The sequence below is a fragment of the Pseudophaeobacter sp. 1A09344 genome, from assembly GCF_041008745.1.
Taxonomy (GTDB): domain Bacteria; phylum Pseudomonadota; class Alphaproteobacteria; order Rhodobacterales; family Rhodobacteraceae; genus Phycobacter; species Phycobacter gallaeciensis_A.
Window position 1 is genome coordinate 30,971 of the sequence record NZ_JAXGFS010000003.1, and the last position, 18,288, is coordinate 49,258.

Consider the following 18,288-nt stretch of genomic DNA (forward strand, 5'->3'; position numbering starts at 1 on the left):
ATGATAAATAAACAGGGAAGGACCCGCTCATGACTCTGCTGAAACTGACCCGCAGGGCGATGTTGGCTGCTGGCGCAGCAACGGCACTCGCCCTTTCCCCGCTTTCTGCGGCTGCTCAGACGCCGCCGGGTGTCCTGATTGTCGGCCAGATTGCCGAGCCGAAGGCGCTGGACCCCGCTGCGGTCACCGCCGTCAATGACTTCCGTATTCTGATGAATGTTTATGACGGTCTGGTGCGCTACAAGGATGGCTCGCTGGAAGTTGAACCGGCGCTGGCCACCGCCTGGGACATTAGCGAGGATGGCAAGACCTATACCTTCACCCTGCGCGAGGGCGTGACCTTTCACGATGGCAGCGCCTTTGATGCCGAGGCGGTCAAGTTCAACTTTGATCGGATGCTGGATGAAAACCACCCCTATCACAACACCGGTCCCTTCCCGCTGGCCTTCTTCTTTTCCGCCGTGGAAGAGGTCGAGGTTGTCGATCCGCTGACGGTGAAATTCACGCTCAACGCGCCTTATGCACCGTTCCTGTCGAACCTGGCCTATCCGACCGGCCTGATCGTTTCGCCCGCTGCCGTGGCCGAACACGGCGCTGATTTTGGTCGCAACCCGTCCGGCACCGGTCCGTTCAAATTCGCCGAATGGCGCTCGAACGAGGCGGTGGTCATCGAGAAGAACGCCGATTACTGGGATGGCGCGGCCGAACTGGACGCGGTTGTGTTCCGCCCGATCACCGATGCCAACACCCGCACTGCGGAAATGCTGGCGGGCGGGATCGACCTGATGGTCGAGGTGCCCCCGGTAGCATTGGGTGAATTCCAGAGCGACGCCTACACCGTGCACGAACAGGCGGGTCCGCACGTCTGGTTCCTGATCCTGAACGCTAAGGAAGGCCCCTTTGCAGACAAACGCGTACGTCAGGCGGCGAACTATGCGATCAATAAATCCGCGATCGTGAATGACGTTCTGGAAGGCACCGCGGAAGTCGCCGCCGGTCCGACGCCTCCGGCCTTTGCCTGGGCCTATAACGAGGAACTGGAACCCTATCCCTATGATCCGGCCAAGGCCAAGGAGCTGATCTCTGACGCGGGCGCCGAAGGGGCGGAACTGACCTTCTACGTCACCGAAGGTGGCTCGGGCATGCTGGATCCGCTGGCCATGGGTACCGCCATTCAGGCCGATCTTGAGGCTGTCGGGTTTGACGTCAAAATCGAAACCTACGAATGGAATACCTTCCTTGGCCAGGTGAACCCCGGTCTGGAAGGCAAGGCTGACATGGCCGAGATGGCCTGGATGACCAACGATCCGGACACCCTGCCGTTCCTGGCGCTGCGCACCAGTGCATGGCCCGAAGAAGGCGGTTTTAACTCCGGCTATTACTCCAACCCCAAGGTGGATGAGTTGCTGGAAGCCGCCCGCGCTGCCACCGATCAGGAGGAGCGCGCCAAGCTCTACCGCGAAATGCAGACCATCGTGCAGGAAGACGCCCCGTGGGTCTTTGTCGCGAACTGGAAGCAGAACGCGGTGACCTCTGATCGGGTCGAAGGTTTTGCCCTGCAGCCGTCGTTCTTCCTGTTGCTGGATGACGTGGCCAAGAAATAAGAAACAAGGCGTCGCCGCAGCTGATCCTGCGGCGGCGCCACTCAGGAGGGACGCGCCATGGCGGGCTATATTCTGAAACGGCTGATGTCGGCGATACCTGTGTTGTTTGGTATTTCCATCATCGTCTTTGTCATCATGGCGATGATCCCCGGTGATCCGGCCACGGCCATTCTGGGCTCCTATGCCACGCCGGAGAATGTTGAGAAACTGAACCGGGATCTGGGTCTCGATCAGCCGATGGTGCAGCGGTATTTCATCTGGCTTGGCAATATGCTGCAGGGTGATTTCGGTCGCAGCTTCTCTCTGAACCGTGCCGTGCTGGACGAGGTTCTGGACCGCTTTGGCGCCACTCTGGTTCTGGCTGGTACCTCCTTTGTGCTGTGTTCCATTCTTGGCATCGCTGCGGGCGTTGTTTCCGCGGCGCGCCAATACGGTCTGGCGGACAAGGCGATTACCTTTGCCGTGCTTCTGGGGATTTCCATCCCGTCGTTTTTTCTGGGCATGATGATGATCCTGATCTTTGCCGTGAAGCTGCGCTGGTTTCCCGTGTCGGGCATGTGGCCCATTTACGGCGCCCGCGATCTCTCTGCGCTGATCAGCCATCTGACCCTGCCCGCGCTGGCGCTGGCGGTGGTGGCGACCGGGGTGATTGCCCGGCTGTCGCGTTCGGCCATGCTGGAGGTGCTGCGACAGGATTTCATCCGCACCGCGCGGGCCAAGGGCGTGCATGAACGCTCGGTGATCTGGCGCCACGCCCTGCGCGCGGCCATGGTCGGCATCATCCCGGTTCTGGGGGTGCAGGCGGGCTTCGTGCTGTCGGGCGCGGTCTATATCGAAATGGTGTTTCAGTGGCCGGGTGTCGGGCGGATGCTGGTCGATGCCATCCTGAAACGCGACATTCTGCTGGTGCAGGGCGGCGTGGTCTTTGTGGCAGCCTGTTACGTGCTGTTCAACATCGCGGTCGATGTCGCCCAAAGCATGCTGGATCCAAGGATCAAGACATGAAGAGCTTTCTTTCGCTTCTCGCCCGCAACCGGCTTGCCCTTGGCGGGCTGATCGTGATGGGCGTCGTTGTGCTGCTGGCGCTGGTGACGCCGCTGTTGCCGCTGGCTGATCCGGATGTGACCAATACGGCAAACCGGTTCAAACTGCCCCTGTCCGAGGGCGCCTTGCTGGGTACCGATCATCTGGGCCGCGATCTTCTGAGCCGTTTGATGTGGGGCACCCGCCTGTCGCTGGCGGTCGGATTTGCCGCCGCGGTGATCGCCGCCACCCTTGGCGCTGCGATCGGGATCGTGGCGGGGTTCTATGGCGGGCGCACCGACAATATCATCATGCGCGGCGTCGATATGCTGATGGCCTTTCCCTATATCCTACTGGCGCTGGCCATCGTTGCGGCGCTGGGGCCGGGGCTGATGAATGCGTTGATCGCCGTCGCCGCTGTCAATATCCCCTTTTTCGCGCGCAACATCCGCGGCATCACCGTGGGCATCGCGCATAAGGAATTCGTCGATGCGGCGCGCCTGTCCGGCATGACCGACTGGCGGATCATCCTGACCGAAGTGCTGCCCAACGTGATCCCGGTGATCGTGATCGCCATGTCCACCACGGTCGGCTGGATGATCCTTGAAACCGCCGGCCTCAGCTTCCTCGGTCTTGGCTCACAGCCGCCGCAGGCCGACCTCGGCTCGATGTTGGGCGAGGCGCGTGCGGCGCTGATCTCGAACCCGCATACCTCGATTGTGCCAGGGGCGATGATCCTGGTGATCGTCATGGCGATCAATCTCCTTGGCGACGGGGTGCGTGATGCGCTGGATCCCAGGTTGAAGTCCGGCGCGCTGTCGCGGCCGATGCCCACCACCCGTGTCGATCGAAGCGGCCCGGTTCCGGTGGCATCTGACGATGCCCTGCTGGCGCTGCGCGGGCTCAAGACCGAATTTCAGGTCAAGGACCGCGTCTACAAGGCCGTGGGCGGCGTGGATCTGAAGGTTCAGCCCGGCGAATGTCTGGGCGTGATCGGCGAAAGCGGCTCGGGCAAATCGGTTACCGCGCTCAGCGTGATGGGGCTGGTGGCCTCGCCCCCCGGCGTGATCACTGGCGGCGCTGTCCACTACAAGGGCGAGGATCTGATCGGAGCCCCCTATGAAACCCTGCGCAGCCTGCGCGGCAGCCGCATCGCCTATATCTTTCAGGATCCTTTGGCGACGCTGCACCCCCTTTACACTGTCGGCGATCAGCTGATCGAGGCGGTTCGCGCGCACCACCCAACGGACCGGGCCGCGGCGCGTGCCCATGCTATCGAGCTGCTGAAATCCGTGCGCATTCCCAATGCCGAGCAGCGCGTGGACAGCTACCCGCATGAGATGTCGGGTGGCATGCGGCAGCGGGTTGGCATTGCCATGGCGCTGGCCAACGATCCCGAGGTGATCATCGCGGATGAGCCGACCACCGCGCTGGATGTGACGGTGCAGGCGCAGATCCTGTCTCTGCTCGATGACCTGCGGCGCGAACGCGGGCTGGCGATCATCTTTATCACCCATGATTTCGGCGTGGTGGCGCAGATCTGCGACCGGGTCGCGGTGATGTACGCGGGCCGGATCGTCGAAGAAGGTCCCAGTGAAACGATCCTCAACGCTCCTGCGCATCCCTATACGGCGCGGCTGATGGCCTGCGTGCCCGAGTTGGGGCAGGGGCGGCGCGAGCTGGCCGCGATCCCGGGGCTGCCGCCTGCGGTTGATCGGCTGCCGCAGGGCTGCGCCTTCGCGGATCGATGCCACAAGGCACAAGAGGGCTGCCGCGCGGCGGATGTCCTGCTTTCCGATCATGGCGCCGACCACCGGGTGCGCTGCATCGCGCCCGAAGACACACTGCAGGAGGCACGCGCATGACGACGGCTCTGAAACTGACCGACCTCAGCAAGACCTTTCCTGTGGGCAAGCGTCTGTTCGGCCCGGCAAAGGGGCTGGTGCGTGCGGTGCAACCCCTGTCGCTCTCCGTCGAAGAGGGCGAGACACTCGGGATCGTCGGTGAGTCCGGCTGCGGGAAATCCACCCTGGCGCGGATGCTGGTGGGGTTGCTGCCGCCCTCCACCGGCACGATCGAAATCAACGGTGCGCCCTTGGACGCCGCCGATCCGGCGGTGTTTGGCCGCAAGATCCAGTATGTGTTTCAGGACCCAATCAGCAGTCTGAACCCGCGCAAGACGATCCGGCAAATCATGGAAGCGCCGCTGAAGCACCTGCACGGCATGTCTGCGGCGGAACGTGATGCGCGGATCCGGGAGATCTTTGCGGCGGTGAACCTGCGGGAGGAATTCCTTGACCGCTACCCGCATGAATTCTCTGGCGGGCAGGCGCAGCGGATCGGTATCGCGCGCGCACTGGCGGCGGATGCGCGGATCCTGATCCTGGATGAGCCGGTCTCGGCGCTGGATGTTTCGGTGCAGGCGCAGGTCTTGAACCTGCTGGCTGATCTGAAGCAAAAGTTCGGGCTGACCTATCTGTTCATCAGTCACGATCTGGCTGTGGTCGAGGCAGTTAGCGACCGCGTTGCCGTGCTCTATTTCGGCGCGGTGGTCGAGGTCGGCCCGGCGGAGCAGATCTTTGCCCAGCCGAAACACCCCTATACCAAGCTCTTGGCGGATAGCGCCCCGGTTGTCGGGCGTGCGCTGGTGGCGCCGGAGGGACGCGAGACCGAACTGCCCGATCCGCTGAACCCGCCGCCGGGCTGCGCCTTCAGCGCCCGTTGTCCTTACGCCAGCGCTGAATGCAGGCAGGCGCCGCCGCCGCTTGAGCAGCAATCGGACGGGGTCTGGGCTGCCTGCTATCATCCGCTGTCTGAAACGGCCTGAAACCCTGGCGCGCGGCGCATGGGAGTAGGTCCCTGATAGGGCTGGATAGCCGGGGGTAATATGCGCCCCGCACAGGTTTGTCGTCTGCTGAATTTTTGACGCTAACGCCGATAAAATGAGCACTCACCCGTGGCCAACGTCCGGCTGCGGCTCTGACGCTGGCCTGCGGCGCTGCGGCTGCTTGCGGAGCCAGCAGGGTTAGCCCTAGCGGGAATAATGAGTGCCAGATTGACAGTTGTTGTTGTCGAGGAAGATCGTGATCGTGCAATTGCCGTTGTCGATGCGATCAAGGATACCGCCGAGTGCGATGTCTACGTGATCGGCAATTCCAGTGCCCTGGCGCGCAAGATTGCGGCCCATGATCCCGACATTGTTCTGATCGACATCGACAACCCGACCCGTGACATGCTGGAGGAACTGACGCTGGCCTCCGGGCCTCTGGAGCGGCCGGTGGCCATGTTCGTGTCCGGCCCCGCCGGCGGGTTGGCGCAGACCGCGATCGAGGCGGGCGTATCGGCCTATGTGGTGGACGGTCTGGCGCCGGACCGGATCAAACCCGTTATGGACACCGCCATTGCTCGCTTTCGCATGGTGCGCCAGATCCGCAACGAACTGGCCGAAACCCGGCGGGCATTGGAAGAGCGCAAGGTCATTGACCGGGCCAAGGGGCTGCTCATGAAGGCAAAGGGCATTGATGAAGACGCCGCCTATGCGCTGCTGCGCAAGACGGCGATGGATCAGGGACGACGGGTGCCGGATGTGGCAGAGGCGCTGGTCACGGCTTCGGGGCTTCTGGGATGAAGCGAAGCCACCTGCCTGTCGCCTATATGCCCCTAGTCGATGCTGCGCCGCTGATCATCGCGCAGGAGATGGGATTTGCCGAGTCCGAAGGGATTGCGCTTGATCTGATCGCCGCGCCCTCGTGGTCGTCTGTACGGGATATGCTGGCCTTTGGCCGGGTCGAGGCCGCTCATATGCTGTCACCGGTCCCGGTGGCGATGGCCATGGGGCTTGGCGGTGTGAAAACGGACCTTTCGGCGGTGTCGGTCCTGTCGGTCAATGGAAACGTCATCGGTGTTGGCCGTGCGCTGGAAGAGCGGTTGCGTGACATTGGCTATGGTTTTGATTTCGCCGATCCGATGAAGGCCGCCGCAGCGCTGGCCGAGGTGCGCTCCGGCCCGGTTGTTTTTGGCGTGCCGTTTCCATTCTCGATGCATGTGGAATTGCTGCGCTACTGGTGTGAAGGCACTGCCCTCGGGGCTGGGGGGATTGAAATCCGTACGGTGCCGCCGCCGCTGATGGCGACTGCGCTGGCCAATGGCGATGTGGATGCCTTCTGTGTCGGTGAACCCTGGGGATCGGTTGCGGTGGATCAGGGCTCAGGGGCGCTGCTGCTGCCCGGCAAGGCGATCTGGGGTTTTGCGCCGGAAAAGGTACTCGCCGTCAAAACCGAATGGGCCGAGAGCGAACCGGCTCTTCTGGGGCGGATGATGCGCGCGTTGTGGCAGGCTGGGCGCTGGCTGGCCAAACCCGAAAGTCGCAGCACCGCCGGAGAGATCCTGTCGCGCAAGAACTATCTGGACGTGTCGCCGGAACTGATCGACCGAGCCCTATCGGGGCAGTTCACCGTTTCGGATCGGGGCGAGCAGCGCCGGGTCGACAGTTTTGTCGAATTCCACCACGGCGCGGCCACCTTTCCGTGGCGCAGTCAGGCGAAATGGATCGCCCATCGTCTGCAACAATCCCATGAGGCCGCAGCTTCGCCCTCCCTTGATGAGGTCGCCCGGGTTTTCCGCGCGGATCTGCACCGCAGCCTACTGAGCGAAGCCGGAGTGGATATGCCGGGGGCCTCCGAAAAACTGGAAGGTGCGATTCGACACAAAACGGCGGTGGCCTCGACGCGGGGCGAATTGTGCCTGATGCCAGATGCGTTCTTTGATGGTCGGATTTTTGACCCAGAGGCCCTGGATTGATCACTTATTGGGCAGAAATCCCGCCCAGGCCGTTCGGGTTGGGAAAATCCCGATCAGATTTTCGTTTTTTCTTCGCGATCATGCTGCGCTGCCGCAAGATGAGGACATCGGTTCACAACGGGGTGGACCGATCCGAAATTCTCCCACTGACAGGGATATTCTGAGCAAGGCCGCTCTCGCACCGCCGAAACCATCGGCGCGTAGCGTAGCGGCCTGTTTTGCGTTTGCCCGGTTCCATCCTCCTCCGACCGGGCCATACCGAAAGGGAAGAAGATGAGAAAACTGATGCTTGGCCTCGTGGCCTCCACCGCTCTGGCCAGCCCGGCCTTTGCCGAAGCGCTGGAACTTGAAAAAGACGAGCTGACCTTCGGCTTTATCAAGTTGACCGACATGGCGCCCCTCGCCGTGGCCTATGAACAGGGTTATTTCCTCGACGAAGGCCTGTTCGTCACGCTGGAAGCGCAGGCCAACTGGAAGGTTCTTTTGGATGGCGTCATCGGCGGGCAGCTGGACGGCGCACATATGTTGGCTGGACAGCCGCTGGCCGCGACCATCGGCTTTGGCACCGAGGCACATATCATCACGCCCTTCTCGATGGATCTGAACGGCAACGGCATCACCGTCTCCAACGAAGTCTGGGACATGATGAAGCCGAATATCCCCACCATGGATGACGGTCGCCCGCAGCATCCCATTTCTGCCGAGGCGCTGGCGCCGGTGGTCGAACAGTATAAATCCGAAGGCAAGCCCTTCAACATGGGCATGGTCTTCCCGGTCTCCACGCATAACTACGAACTGCGTTACTGGCTGGCCGCCGGCGGTTTGCATCCCGGCTATTACAGCCCGGAAAACGTGACCGGCCAGATCGGCGCCGATGTCTTCCTGTCCGTGACCCCGCCGCCGCAGATGCCTGCCACGCTGGAAGCGGGCACCATCAACGGCTACTGCGTGGGCGAACCCTGGAACCAGCAGGCTGTGTTCAAGGGTATCGGCGTTCCGGTGGTCACCGATTACGAGCTGTGGAAGAACAACCCGGAAAAGGTCTTTGGCATCACCGCCGAGTTTGCCGAAGAATACCCCAACACCACCCGCGCCGTGACCAAGGCCCTGATCCGCGCCGCCATCTGGCTGGATGAGAACGACAACGCCAACCGTCCCGAAGCGGTCGAGATCCTGAGCCGCCCGGAATACGTCGGCGCCGACTACGACGTCATTGCCAACTCGATGACCGGCACCTTTGAGTATGAAAAGGGTGACAAGCGCGAAGTGCCGGATTTCAACGTCTTCTTCCGCTACAACGCCACCTACCCCTTCTATTCCGATGCGGTCTGGTACCTGACCCAGATGCGCCGCTGGGGTCAGATCGCCGAGGCGAAATCCGACAGCTGGTATGACGAGGTCGCCAAATCGGTCTACCGCCCGGACATCTACCTGGACGCGGCCAAGATGCTGGTCGACGAAGGCCTTGCCGACAGCGCCGACTTCCCCTGGGACAGCGATGGCTACAAGGCTCCGACCCCGGCCGAGGATATCATCGACGGCATCGCCTTTGATGGCCGCACCCCCAACGCCTACCTCGAAAGCCTGCCGATCGGCCTGAAGGGTGAGCAGGTTGTCGTGGGCGCCGGTGTCGAAGGCTGACCTATCCTGACCCGGAGCGCGCCTGAACCGGCGCGCTCCATCCCCCCTCTCTCCGTTGTACCTCCGGTTCCGAAAGGCTCTTCCGATGACCACGACCGATCCCGATTTTGCCGCTGCCGAGGAGCGCGAAGCCCGGCGCGCAAGGCTGTTCACCAAGATCAACACCGCCGACAAATGGTTCCAGGTTCTGGGCCTTGCCTGGATGACACCGATCCTGAAAGCCGTTGCAGGCGACAACCCGCAGGCGCAGGTCAAGGAAATCTGGCGCCTTCTTGCGGTGCCGCTGATCGCCATCGCCGCCTTCCTGCTGCTTTGGGGCACATTGGCGCCGAAGGTGCAGACCTCGCTTGGCGCGGTGCCCGGCCCCGCACAGGTCTGGGCCGAGGTGGTGAACCTGCATGAAGATGCAGAGGCCAAGGCCGCCAAACGCGAAAAATTCGAGGCCATGCTGGCCAAGCGCAACGAGAAACTGATCGCCGCGGGCCGCGCCGATGAGGTCAAGACCGTCGCCTATACCGGCGCGCCGAGCTATTACCAGCAGATCTGGACCTCGATCCGCACGGTGTTCTTTGGCTTTCTGATCGCCACCGCCGTTGCGGTGCCGCTGGGCATCGCGGCGGGGCTGTCGCCCACAGCCAATGCCGCCATCAACCCGCTGGTGCAGATCTTCAAACCGGTCTCGCCGCTGGCCTGGCTGCCCATCGTCACCATGATCGTCTCGGCGGTCTATGCGACCAATGATGGGCTGTTCTCCAAGAGCTTCCTGATCTCGGCCATCACCGTGACGCTGTGTTCGCTCTGGCCGACGCTGATCAACACCGCGCTGGGCGTCGCCTCGATCGACAAGGATCTGGTCAATGTCTCCAAGGTCCTCAAGATGAACACATGGACCAAGATCACGCGACTGGTTCTGCCCTCGGCGCTGCCGCTGATCTTTACCGGGCTGCGCCTGAGCCTCGGCGTGGGCTGGATGGTGCTGATCGCCGCCGAAATGCTGGCGCAGAACCCCGGTCTTGGCAAATTCGTCTGGGATGAATTCCAGAACGGCTCCTCCAGCTCGCTCGCGAAGATCATGGTTGCGGTCTTCACCATCGGCATCATCGGCTTCCTCTTGGACCGGGTGATGTTTGCGCTGCAGTCCCTGTTCACCTTCACGAACAACCGGTGATCGCCATGGCTATTTTGACATTCGACAACGTCTCCAAAAGCTTTGGCACCGGCACCAGCGAAACCCATGTGCTGAAGAACATCAACCTTGAGGTCGAAGAGGGCGAATTCCTCGTGCTGCTTGGCTTTTCCGGCACTGGCAAGACGACGCTGATCAACCTGATGGCGGGGCTCGACAGCCCGACCAAAGGCACCGTCAGCTTTCGCGGCCAGAAGATCGACGGCCCCGGCCCGGAGCGCGGCGTGATCTTTCAAAGCTATTCGCTGATGCCCTGGCTGACCGTGGCAGGCAACGTGCGCCTTGCCGTCGACACCGTGTTCCCCAAGATGACAAAGGCGGAAAAGGACGCGAAGGTCGCCCATTACATCCAGATGGTTGGCCTGTCCCATGCCGCCAGCCGCCGCCCGGCGGAACTGTCGGGGGGCATGCGCCAGCGGGTCAACGTTGCCCGCGCCCTGGCCATGTCGCCCGAGGTTTTGCTTCTGGATGAGCCGCTCTCCGCGCTTGATGCGCTGACCCGCGCCAACCTCGCGGATGAGATCGAGGCGATCTGGGAGGCGGACAAGAAGACCTGCGTCCTGATCACCAATGACGTGGATGAGGCGATCCTTCTGGCCGACCGCATCATTGCGCTCAATCCCGATGGCACCCTGGGCGAGGAATTCCGCGTCACCATCCCCCGCCCGCGCGACCGGGTCGAGATGAACCACCATGAGGGGTTCAAGACCCTGCGCAGCCAGGTCACCTCCTACCTGATGGAGGTTGGCATCGAATCCAAGGTCGAAGGCACCCGCCTGTTGCCGGATGTGACCCCGATCCATGGCCTGCCGTCCGCAGTGGCCAAGGCGCAGGAAAGCGCGACCGAGGAACGCTTCCTCGACTTCTCGCAACTGCACAAGATCTACCCCACGCCCAAGGGGCCGCTCACCGTGGTCGAGGATTTCAACCTCAAGATCAACAAGGGCGAGTTCATCTCGCTGATCGGCCATTCGGGCTGTGGCAAGTCTACTGTCCTGACCATGGCAGCAGGTCTGAACCCGATTTCCAAGGGCGCGATCAAGCTGGACCGCCGCCACGTGGAGGGCGCCGATCCCGAACGGGCCGTGGTGTTCCAGTCGCCAAACCTGTTTCCCTGGCTGACCGCGCGGGAAAACTGCGCCATCGGGGTGGACAAGGTCTACCCCAAAGCCAGCCGCGCCGAACGCCAGGACGTGGTGGAATACTATCTGGAGCGTGTCGGCCTTGCCGATGCGATGGACCGCCCGGCTAGCGACATGTCCAACGGGATGCAGCAACGGGTGGGCATCGCCCGCGCCTTTGCCCTGTCGCCGAAATTGCTGCTGCTGGATGAGCCCTTCGGGATGCTCGACAGCCTGACCCGCTGGGAACTGCAAGAGGTGTTGATGGAGGTCTGGTCCCGCACCAAGGTCACTGCCATCTGCGTCACCCACGATGTGGACGAGGCGATCCTTCTGGCTGACCGCGTGGTGATGATGACCAACGGCCCGCAGGCCACCATCGGCAAGATCACCGAGGTCGACCTGCCGCGCCCACGCACCCGCAAGGCGCTGCTCGAACACCCGGATTACTACACCTACCGGCAAGAGGTGCTCGATTTCCTGGAAGAATACGAGCATGGCGCGAAACCGAAAAAACCGGCGCTCAAAGCCGTAGCTGCGGAGTGAGGACCATGAAGCAGAAACTCGTGATAATTGGGGCAGGCATGGCCTCGGGACGGATGCTGGAGCATCTGCTGAACGCGGACCCAGAGGCCTATGAGATCACCCTCTTTAATGCGGAGCCGCGCGGCAACTACAACCGGCTGATGCTGTCGCCGGTGCTGTCAGGCGAAAAGACCTACGCCGAGATCGTCACCCATGACGAAGACTGGTACGCCGAGAATGGCATCACCTGCCGGTTTGGTGAAAAGGTCCTCGCCATCGATCCTGCGCAGAAAGTCGTGCGCGGTGAAAAGGGCGATGTCGCTTACGACAAGCTGGTCATCGCCACCGGGTCGAACCCCTTCATGATCCCCCTGCCGGGACATGATCTGACGGGCGTGATCCCCTATCGCGATCTGGAAGACACCGAGGCGATGATGGCTCTTGGCGACACCCCTGGCACAAAGGCCGTCGTGATCGGTGGCGGCCTGTTGGGGCTGGAGGCGGCAGCAGGCATGGCCGCGCGCGGCGTCGATGTCACCGTCGTCCATATCATGGGTCACCTGATGGAGCGTCAGCTGGATGAGGCAGCAGGGTATCTCTTGCGGAAATCGCTGGTTGAAAAAGGGATCAAGGTCCTTTGCCAGGCGAACTCCAAGGAAATCCTGGATGACGGCACCGGCCATGTGAAAGCCCTACGGCTGGAGGATGGCACCGAACTGCCCTGCGATCTGTTGGTGATGGCGGTGGGCATCCGCCCAAACATGGCGCTGGCAGAGGCAACGGGCCTTTCCTGCAACCGGGGCGTCGTGGTGGACGACCACATGGTGACCTCGGATCCCGACATCCTTGCCCTTGGTGAATGCGTTGAACACGATGGTGCGCTCTTTGGTCTTGTGGCGCCACTATACGATCAGGCCAAGGTGCTGGCGCAGACCCTTTTGGGACAAGAGGCGCGTTTCGTGAACAAGGAGGTCTCGACCAAGCTGAAAGTGACCGGCTGCGATCTGTTCAGCGCCGGGGATTTTGCCGATGGCGAAGGGCGCGAAGATATCGTTTTCCGCGATCCCGCGCGCGGCGTCTATAAACGGCTGGTGCTGGAAGACAATCGACTGATCGGCGCTGTGATGTACGGCGATACCGCCGATGGCGCCTGGTTCTACAGTCAGATCAAGGACGGCAGCGATATCGCCGAGATGCGCGATACGCTGATCTTTGGCCCAGCCTATCAGGGGGGCGCCTCTGCGGACCCTTTGTCAGCCGTTGCAGCCTTGCCGGATGATGCGGAAATCTGCGGCTGCAACGGCGTATGCAAGGGCGATATCGTCTCGGCGATCCACGATGGAGCCACCGATCTGGGCGCGTTGCGCGCCTGCACCAAGGCGTCTGCCTCCTGTGGGACCTGCACGGGACTGGTGGAACAGGTGCTGGCCGTCACCCTTGGGGACGACTATGCCGCGCCCACGGCGCAGCCGATCTGCGGCTGCTGTGACCTGACGCACGAAGACGTGCGCCGCCTGATCAAATCACAAGAGCTGAAATCTCAGGCTGCGGTCTGGCAGGAGCTGGGCTGGAAAACCCCCAATGGCTGCCATGTCTGCCGCCCGGCGGTGAACTTCTACCTTCTTGCCGACTGGCCGGTGGAATATCAGGACGATCCGCAAAGCCGTTTCGTCAACGAACGCAAGCACGCCAATATCCAGAAGGACGGCACCTTTTCCGTGGTGCCGCGCATGTGGGGGGGGATGACTACCCCGGCCGAGCTGCGCGCCATCGCCGATGCAGCCGAGAAATACAACGTGCCCACCGTGCATGTGACCGGCGGCCAGCGGATCGACCTCCTTGGCGTCAAGGGTGAGGATCTGCCGCATATCTGGGCCGATCTCAACAAGGCGGGCATGGTCTCGGGGCACGCCTATGCCAAGGGGTTGCGCACGGTGAAGACCTGCGTCGGCAAGGATCATTGCCGCTTTGGCACCCAGGACAGCACCGGCCTTGGCATCAAGCTGGAAAAACGCCTGTGGGGCTCATGGTCTCCGCACAAGGTGAAGCTGGCCGTCTCGGGCTGTCCGCGCAACTGCGCCGAGGCCACCTGCAAGGACATCGGCGTTGTCTGCGTTGACAGCGGTTTCCAGATCGGTGTCGCAGGCGCGGCTGGCATGGATGTGAAGGAAACCGAACGGCTGGCCGATGTGGCAACCGAGGAAGAGGCGCTCGACCTCGCCACCGCCTTCATGCAGCTTTACCGCGAGAACGCCAAATACCTCGACCGGCCCTACAAATGGGTCGCCAAGGTCGGCCTTGATTGGGTGAAGGCCCGCGTCGTGGACGATCTGGAAGAACGCCAGCGCCTGATCGACGCGTTTGAATTGTCGCAAACCATCTACCGCAAGGACCCTTGGGCCAAGGAAGTGGAGGAGAAATCCGCCGCTTATGCCCCCCTTGCCGATCTCACGCTGGAGGCCGCGGAATGAGCTGGATCGATATCGGACATATTGACGAGGTGCCCCTGCGCGGGGCGCGGCTTTTGAAAACCCCGATGGGCTGTATCGCGGTTTTTCGCACCGCCGAGGCAGAGGTTTTTGCCGCCTCCAACAGCTGCCCGCACAAGGGCGGCCCGCTGTCCGAAGGCATCGTGCACGGGCAATCGGTGACCTGCCCGTTGCACAACTGGGTCTTTGATCTCAATACCGGAGAGGCGCAGGGTGCTGATGACGGGCGGATCGAGACCTACCCCTTGCGTCTAGAAGGGGCGCGCATTCTGATCGATGCCAGTGCCCTTGCCCGGCGGAGCGCGGCATGAGCGCGCCCGGCGGGATCCGCTCCACCTGCCCCTATTGCGGGGTGGGCTGCGGGGTTCTGTTGTCTAAGGACAAGAACGGCGCGCTTTCCGTGCGCGGCGATCCCGACCACCCGGCCAACTTCGGGCGGCTCTGTTCAAAAGGCTCAGCCTTGGGTGAAACTCTAGGGCTGGAGCATCGTTTGCTTGCTCCAAAGATAGACGGTCAGAATAGCGATTGGGACACGGCGCTCGATCTGGTTGCGGATCTGTTTTCCAAGACGATCCGCGATCATGGGCCGGACAGCGTCGCCTTTTATGTTTCGGGCCAGCTGCTGACCGAAGACTACTACGTCGCCAACAAGCTGATGAAAGGCTTCATCGGCTCGGCCAATATCGACACCAATTCGCGGCTCTGCATGGCCTCCAGCGTGGCGGGGCACAAGCGCGCCTTTGGCAGTGATACCGTGCCCGGCACCTACGAGGATCTGGACGAGGCCGATCTGGTGGTGCTGGTGGGGTCAAACCTCGCCTGGTGCCATCCGGTGCTCTACCAGCGCCTTCTTGCGGCCCGCAAATCACGCGGCACCAGGATCGTTGTCATCGACCCGCGCCGTACGGCCAGCTGCGACGGCGCCGATCTGCATCTGGCCTTGCAGCCGGGGTCGGACGTGGCCCTGTTCAATCACCTTCTGACCCAGATCAGCGCGCGCGGTGCCATCGACGCCGACTACCAGCAGCATACCAGCGGGCTGGAGGCGGCACTGGAGGCCGCCCGCGCAGACACCCTGTCCCCGACCGGCCTGTCGGAGGAAGAGGTCCGCGCCTTCTGCGACATGTGGATCGGCACCGAAAAGACCGTCACCATCTACAGCCAGGGCGTCAACCAATCGACCAGCGGTAGCGACAAGGTCAACGCCATTCTGAACTGCCACCTTGCCACCGGGCGTATCGGCAGGCCCGGCATGGGGCCCCTGTCGGTGACCGGCCAGCCCAATGCCATGGGCGGGCGCGAGGTCGGCGGGCTGGCGAATATGCTGGCCTGTCATCTCGATCTGGAAAACCCCGATCACCGTCAGGCGGTGCGCGATTTCTGGCAGGCCCCGCAGATGCCCGAGGCACCGGGGCTGAAAGCGGTGGACATGTTCCGCGCCGTTGCCGATGGGCGGATCAAGGCGCTGTGGGTCATTCACACCAACCCCGCCGTGTCGATGCCCGACTCCGCCGCCGTGCGCGCGGCGATCAAGGCCTGCCCTTTCACCGTGGTCAGCGACATCACCGAACACAGTGACACCGCACGTCTGGCACGGGTACTGCTGCCCGCCAGCGCCTGGGGGGAGAAGGACGGGACCGTCACCAATTCAGACCGCACCATCAGCCGCCAGCGCGCAGCCCTGCCCGCCCCCGCAGCGGCCCGCCCCGATTGGCAGATCCTCTGCGAAGTGGGCAAACGCATGGGCTGGCACGCGGCCTTTGACTATGAAAGCCCGGTTGAGATCTTCCGTGAATATGCCGCCCTCTCCGGGGTCGCGGGTCAGTTCGGACGTGATTTCGACATCTCCGGCCTCTCCGGGTTGGAGGCATCGACCTATGACACCCTTGCCCCCACCCGCTGGCCCGTCATTTCAGATCGCAGCGGTGGCCGGTTCTTTGCCGATGGCAATTTCTACCATGGCGACAAAAAGGCCCGGCTGCTGCCGCTGCGCTATCGCCCGCCCGCAGCCAGGACGGGGCCAAAGTACCCCTTCCGGCTGAACACCGGGCGGCTTCGCGACCAATGGCACACGATGACGCGCACGGGGCTGTCGCCACGCCTTGGCGCGCATATGCCCGAACCCTTCCTCGACCTGCACCCCAATGACGCCGCCACATTGGGTATCACCCCCGCCGATCTTGTGGAGGTGCGCAGCCCCAATGGAAGCGCCATCCTGCGTGCCCGGATCGGCGATGCGGTGCAGCCCGGGCAGGTCTTTGCCCCGATCCACTGGACCGGAGAAACCGCACCCTCTGGCAGGATCGACGATCTGGTCGCTGCCGAAACCGACCCTGTGTCGGGTCAGCCCGAAAGCAAGGCCAGCGTCGTTGCCGTCCAGAAGATGGAGGCCGCTTGGTATGGTTTCGCGGTCTCGACCCGGCCCATGGCGCCAAACGCCGACTATTGGGCGCTGGCCCCCACGCGTGGCGGCTATCGCGCCGAGATGGCCGGATACGCGCCTGCGCCTGATTGGGAAGAGGAAGCCCGCCGCCTGTTCGACCTGCCCGACGCCGAAGCGGCCACCATTCTGGACCCCGCACGGGGAACAGCCCGGATCGCCCTGTTCGACAAGGGCCGCCTGCTTGCGGCGCTGTTTGTGGACCGGGAACCGGTGGCGGTGGTGCGGGACTATCTTGCCACGCTCCCGGATGCGGCAGGCATAGAGGTTCTGACCGGGCGCCCCCCGGCGGATGTGCCGGATCCCGGTCCGGTGATCTGCTCCTGCTTCGGGATTGGGATCAACACCATCATCAGCGCCATCGAAACCCAGCACCTGATGACGGTGGAAGCGATCGGTGTCGCACTGGAGGCGGGGACCAACTGCGGCTCCTGCCGCCCGGAACTGGCCGCAATCCTGGCCAGCACCCATCAGCGGGAGGCTGCGGAATGAGCCTGGCCGATCATGTGCGCACCCTGGGCCGTGGCTCTGGACGCTCCCGCTCTTTGACCCAAGACGAAGCGCGGGATGCCATGACCCTGATGCTGGGCAAGGACGCCGCGCCCGAGGCCATTGGCGCGCTGTTGATGCTCTTGCGCATGAAGGGCGAAACGGCGGAAGAGATCGCCGGTTTCGCGGCTGCCGCACAAGAACAGGCCCCGGCGCTGCCGCAGGTTGACCTCGACTGGCCGTCCTATGCGGCAGGGCGCACGCGTGGGCTGCCCTGGTTCCTTGTCTCGGCGCTGATGGTGGCCCAAAGCGGCAAGCGGGTGATGCTGCATGGCTGGAACGGATCCGATCCCACCGTGCGAAACGGTCTTGAAACCCTTGCCATCCCGATTGCCCATACCCCCACCGAGGCCGAAGCCGCGCTGACCGCGGGGAATATCGTCTACATGCCGCTGGAAGATCTTTGCCCGCCGCTGATGCAGCTCTTGTCCCTGCGTGCGGTGCTTGGCCTGCGCTCTTGCGTCAACACGGTGTGCCGGATGCTGAACCCCGCTGGTGCGGCTGCCAGTGTTCAAGGCGTCTTTCACCCCTCCTATCGATTGTTGCAGGCCGATGCCGCCCAGCGCCTTGGCTGGCAGTCCCTGACCGTGATCAAGGGGGGCGGCGGCGAATTCGAACGTCACCCGGCCAAGGCGATTGAAACCTTCGGATTGCGGGATGGCGCGCTTTGGCAGGACACCGAGGCACCGCGCCTACAGGAAACCCGGCGCCTGGCGGACAGCGCAGGCCATATCAATTCGCTGAAGGTGGCGCTCAGCCCTGCCGCCCTGCCGCGATTTGAGAGTGAAGTCATCCTTGGCACCGCGCGGCTGGCGATGGACACGATGGGCTCTGCGGAGAGCCCTTTGCATTTTCCCGACGGCAGCCCTGTGCCGACGGCCCTTCCCCTGACAGCCTGAAAGGACATCCC

The 18,288-nt window shown here is 63.0% G+C and carries 13 protein-coding genes; all 13 read left to right on the top strand.

The genetic code is table 11. From position 1 onward, the window contains the following. The first annotated feature begins 29 nt into the window (after positions 1 to 29). The 13 genes from SM765_RS05775 to SM765_RS05835 all read left to right on the top strand — a co-directional run bounded on the left by SM765_RS05775 (position 30) and on the right by SM765_RS05835 (position 18,277). Positions 30 to 1,604 (top strand): ABC transporter substrate-binding protein, encoded by a 1,575-nt coding sequence (locus SM765_RS05775; RefSeq protein WP_065272427.1) that lies wholly within the window; start codon positions 30 to 32, stop codon positions 1,602 to 1,604. A gap of 57 nt (positions 1,605 to 1,661) precedes the next feature. After that, on the top strand, positions 1,662 to 2,609 hold the full coding sequence (locus tag SM765_RS05780; RefSeq protein ID WP_065272428.1) for an ABC transporter permease: 948 nt from the start codon (positions 1,662 to 1,664) through the stop codon (positions 2,607 to 2,609). Further along, complete coding sequence (locus tag SM765_RS05785) at positions 2,606 to 4,492, top strand: dipeptide/oligopeptide/nickel ABC transporter permease/ATP-binding protein (RefSeq protein ID WP_274837517.1); 1,887 nt, start codon at positions 2,606 to 2,608, stop codon at positions 4,490 to 4,492. Before SM765_RS05780 ends, SM765_RS05785 begins: the two co-directional genes overlap by 4 nt. After that, complete coding sequence (locus SM765_RS05790) at positions 4,489 to 5,454, top strand: ABC transporter ATP-binding protein (RefSeq protein ID WP_274831468.1); 966 nt, start codon at positions 4,489 to 4,491, stop codon at positions 5,452 to 5,454. The genes SM765_RS05785 and SM765_RS05790 overlap by 4 nt, the downstream gene beginning before the upstream one ends. A 216-nt stretch (positions 5,455 to 5,670) precedes the next feature. Further along, positions 5,671 to 6,255 (top strand): ANTAR domain-containing response regulator, encoded by a 585-nt coding sequence (locus tag SM765_RS05795; RefSeq protein ID WP_065272431.1) that lies wholly within the window; start codon positions 5,671 to 5,673, stop codon positions 6,253 to 6,255. Continuing rightward, positions 6,252 to 7,427: a CmpA/NrtA family ABC transporter substrate-binding protein gene (locus SM765_RS05800; RefSeq protein ID WP_274837518.1), complete on the top strand. Its 1,176-nt coding sequence runs from the start codon at positions 6,252 to 6,254 to the stop codon at positions 7,425 to 7,427. Before SM765_RS05795 ends, SM765_RS05800 begins: the two co-directional genes overlap by 4 nt. A 273-nt stretch (positions 7,428 to 7,700) precedes the next feature. Continuing rightward, the gene (locus tag SM765_RS05805) at positions 7,701 to 9,068 is read left to right on the top strand and encodes a CmpA/NrtA family ABC transporter substrate-binding protein (protein ID WP_274837519.1); all 1,368 of its coding nucleotides are present in this window, start codon (positions 7,701 to 7,703) and stop codon (positions 9,066 to 9,068) included. An 85-nt stretch (positions 9,069 to 9,153) separates the two neighbouring features. Beyond that, positions 9,154 to 10,236: an ABC transporter permease gene (locus SM765_RS05810; RefSeq protein ID WP_274837520.1), complete on the top strand. Its 1,083-nt coding sequence runs from the start codon at positions 9,154 to 9,156 to the stop codon at positions 10,234 to 10,236. A 5-nt stretch (positions 10,237 to 10,241) separates the two neighbouring features. Continuing rightward, the gene (locus tag SM765_RS05815; RefSeq protein WP_274837521.1) at positions 10,242 to 11,921 is read left to right on the top strand and encodes an ABC transporter ATP-binding protein; all 1,680 of its coding nucleotides are present in this window, start codon (positions 10,242 to 10,244) and stop codon (positions 11,919 to 11,921) included. A gap of 5 nt (positions 11,922 to 11,926) precedes the next feature. After that, positions 11,927 to 14,371 (top strand): nitrite reductase large subunit NirB, encoded by a 2,445-nt coding sequence (gene nirB / locus SM765_RS05820; protein ID WP_274837522.1) that lies wholly within the window; start codon positions 11,927 to 11,929, stop codon positions 14,369 to 14,371. Further along, positions 14,368 to 14,700, top strand: a complete 333-nt coding sequence (gene nirD, locus SM765_RS05825; RefSeq protein ID WP_065272436.1) for a nitrite reductase small subunit NirD — start codon at positions 14,368 to 14,370, stop codon at positions 14,698 to 14,700. Before nirB ends, nirD begins: the two co-directional genes overlap by 4 nt. Then, the gene (locus SM765_RS05830; protein ID WP_274837523.1) at positions 14,697 to 17,321 is read left to right on the top strand and encodes a nitrate reductase; all 2,625 of its coding nucleotides are present in this window, start codon (positions 14,697 to 14,699) and stop codon (positions 17,319 to 17,321) included. The genes nirD and SM765_RS05830 overlap by 4 nt, the downstream gene beginning before the upstream one ends. Further along, complete coding sequence (locus SM765_RS05835) at positions 17,318 to 18,277, top strand: glycosyl transferase family protein (RefSeq protein WP_274837524.1); 960 nt, start codon at positions 17,318 to 17,320, stop codon at positions 18,275 to 18,277. Before SM765_RS05830 ends, SM765_RS05835 begins: the two co-directional genes overlap by 4 nt. Positions 18,278 to 18,288 lie beyond the last annotated feature (11 nt).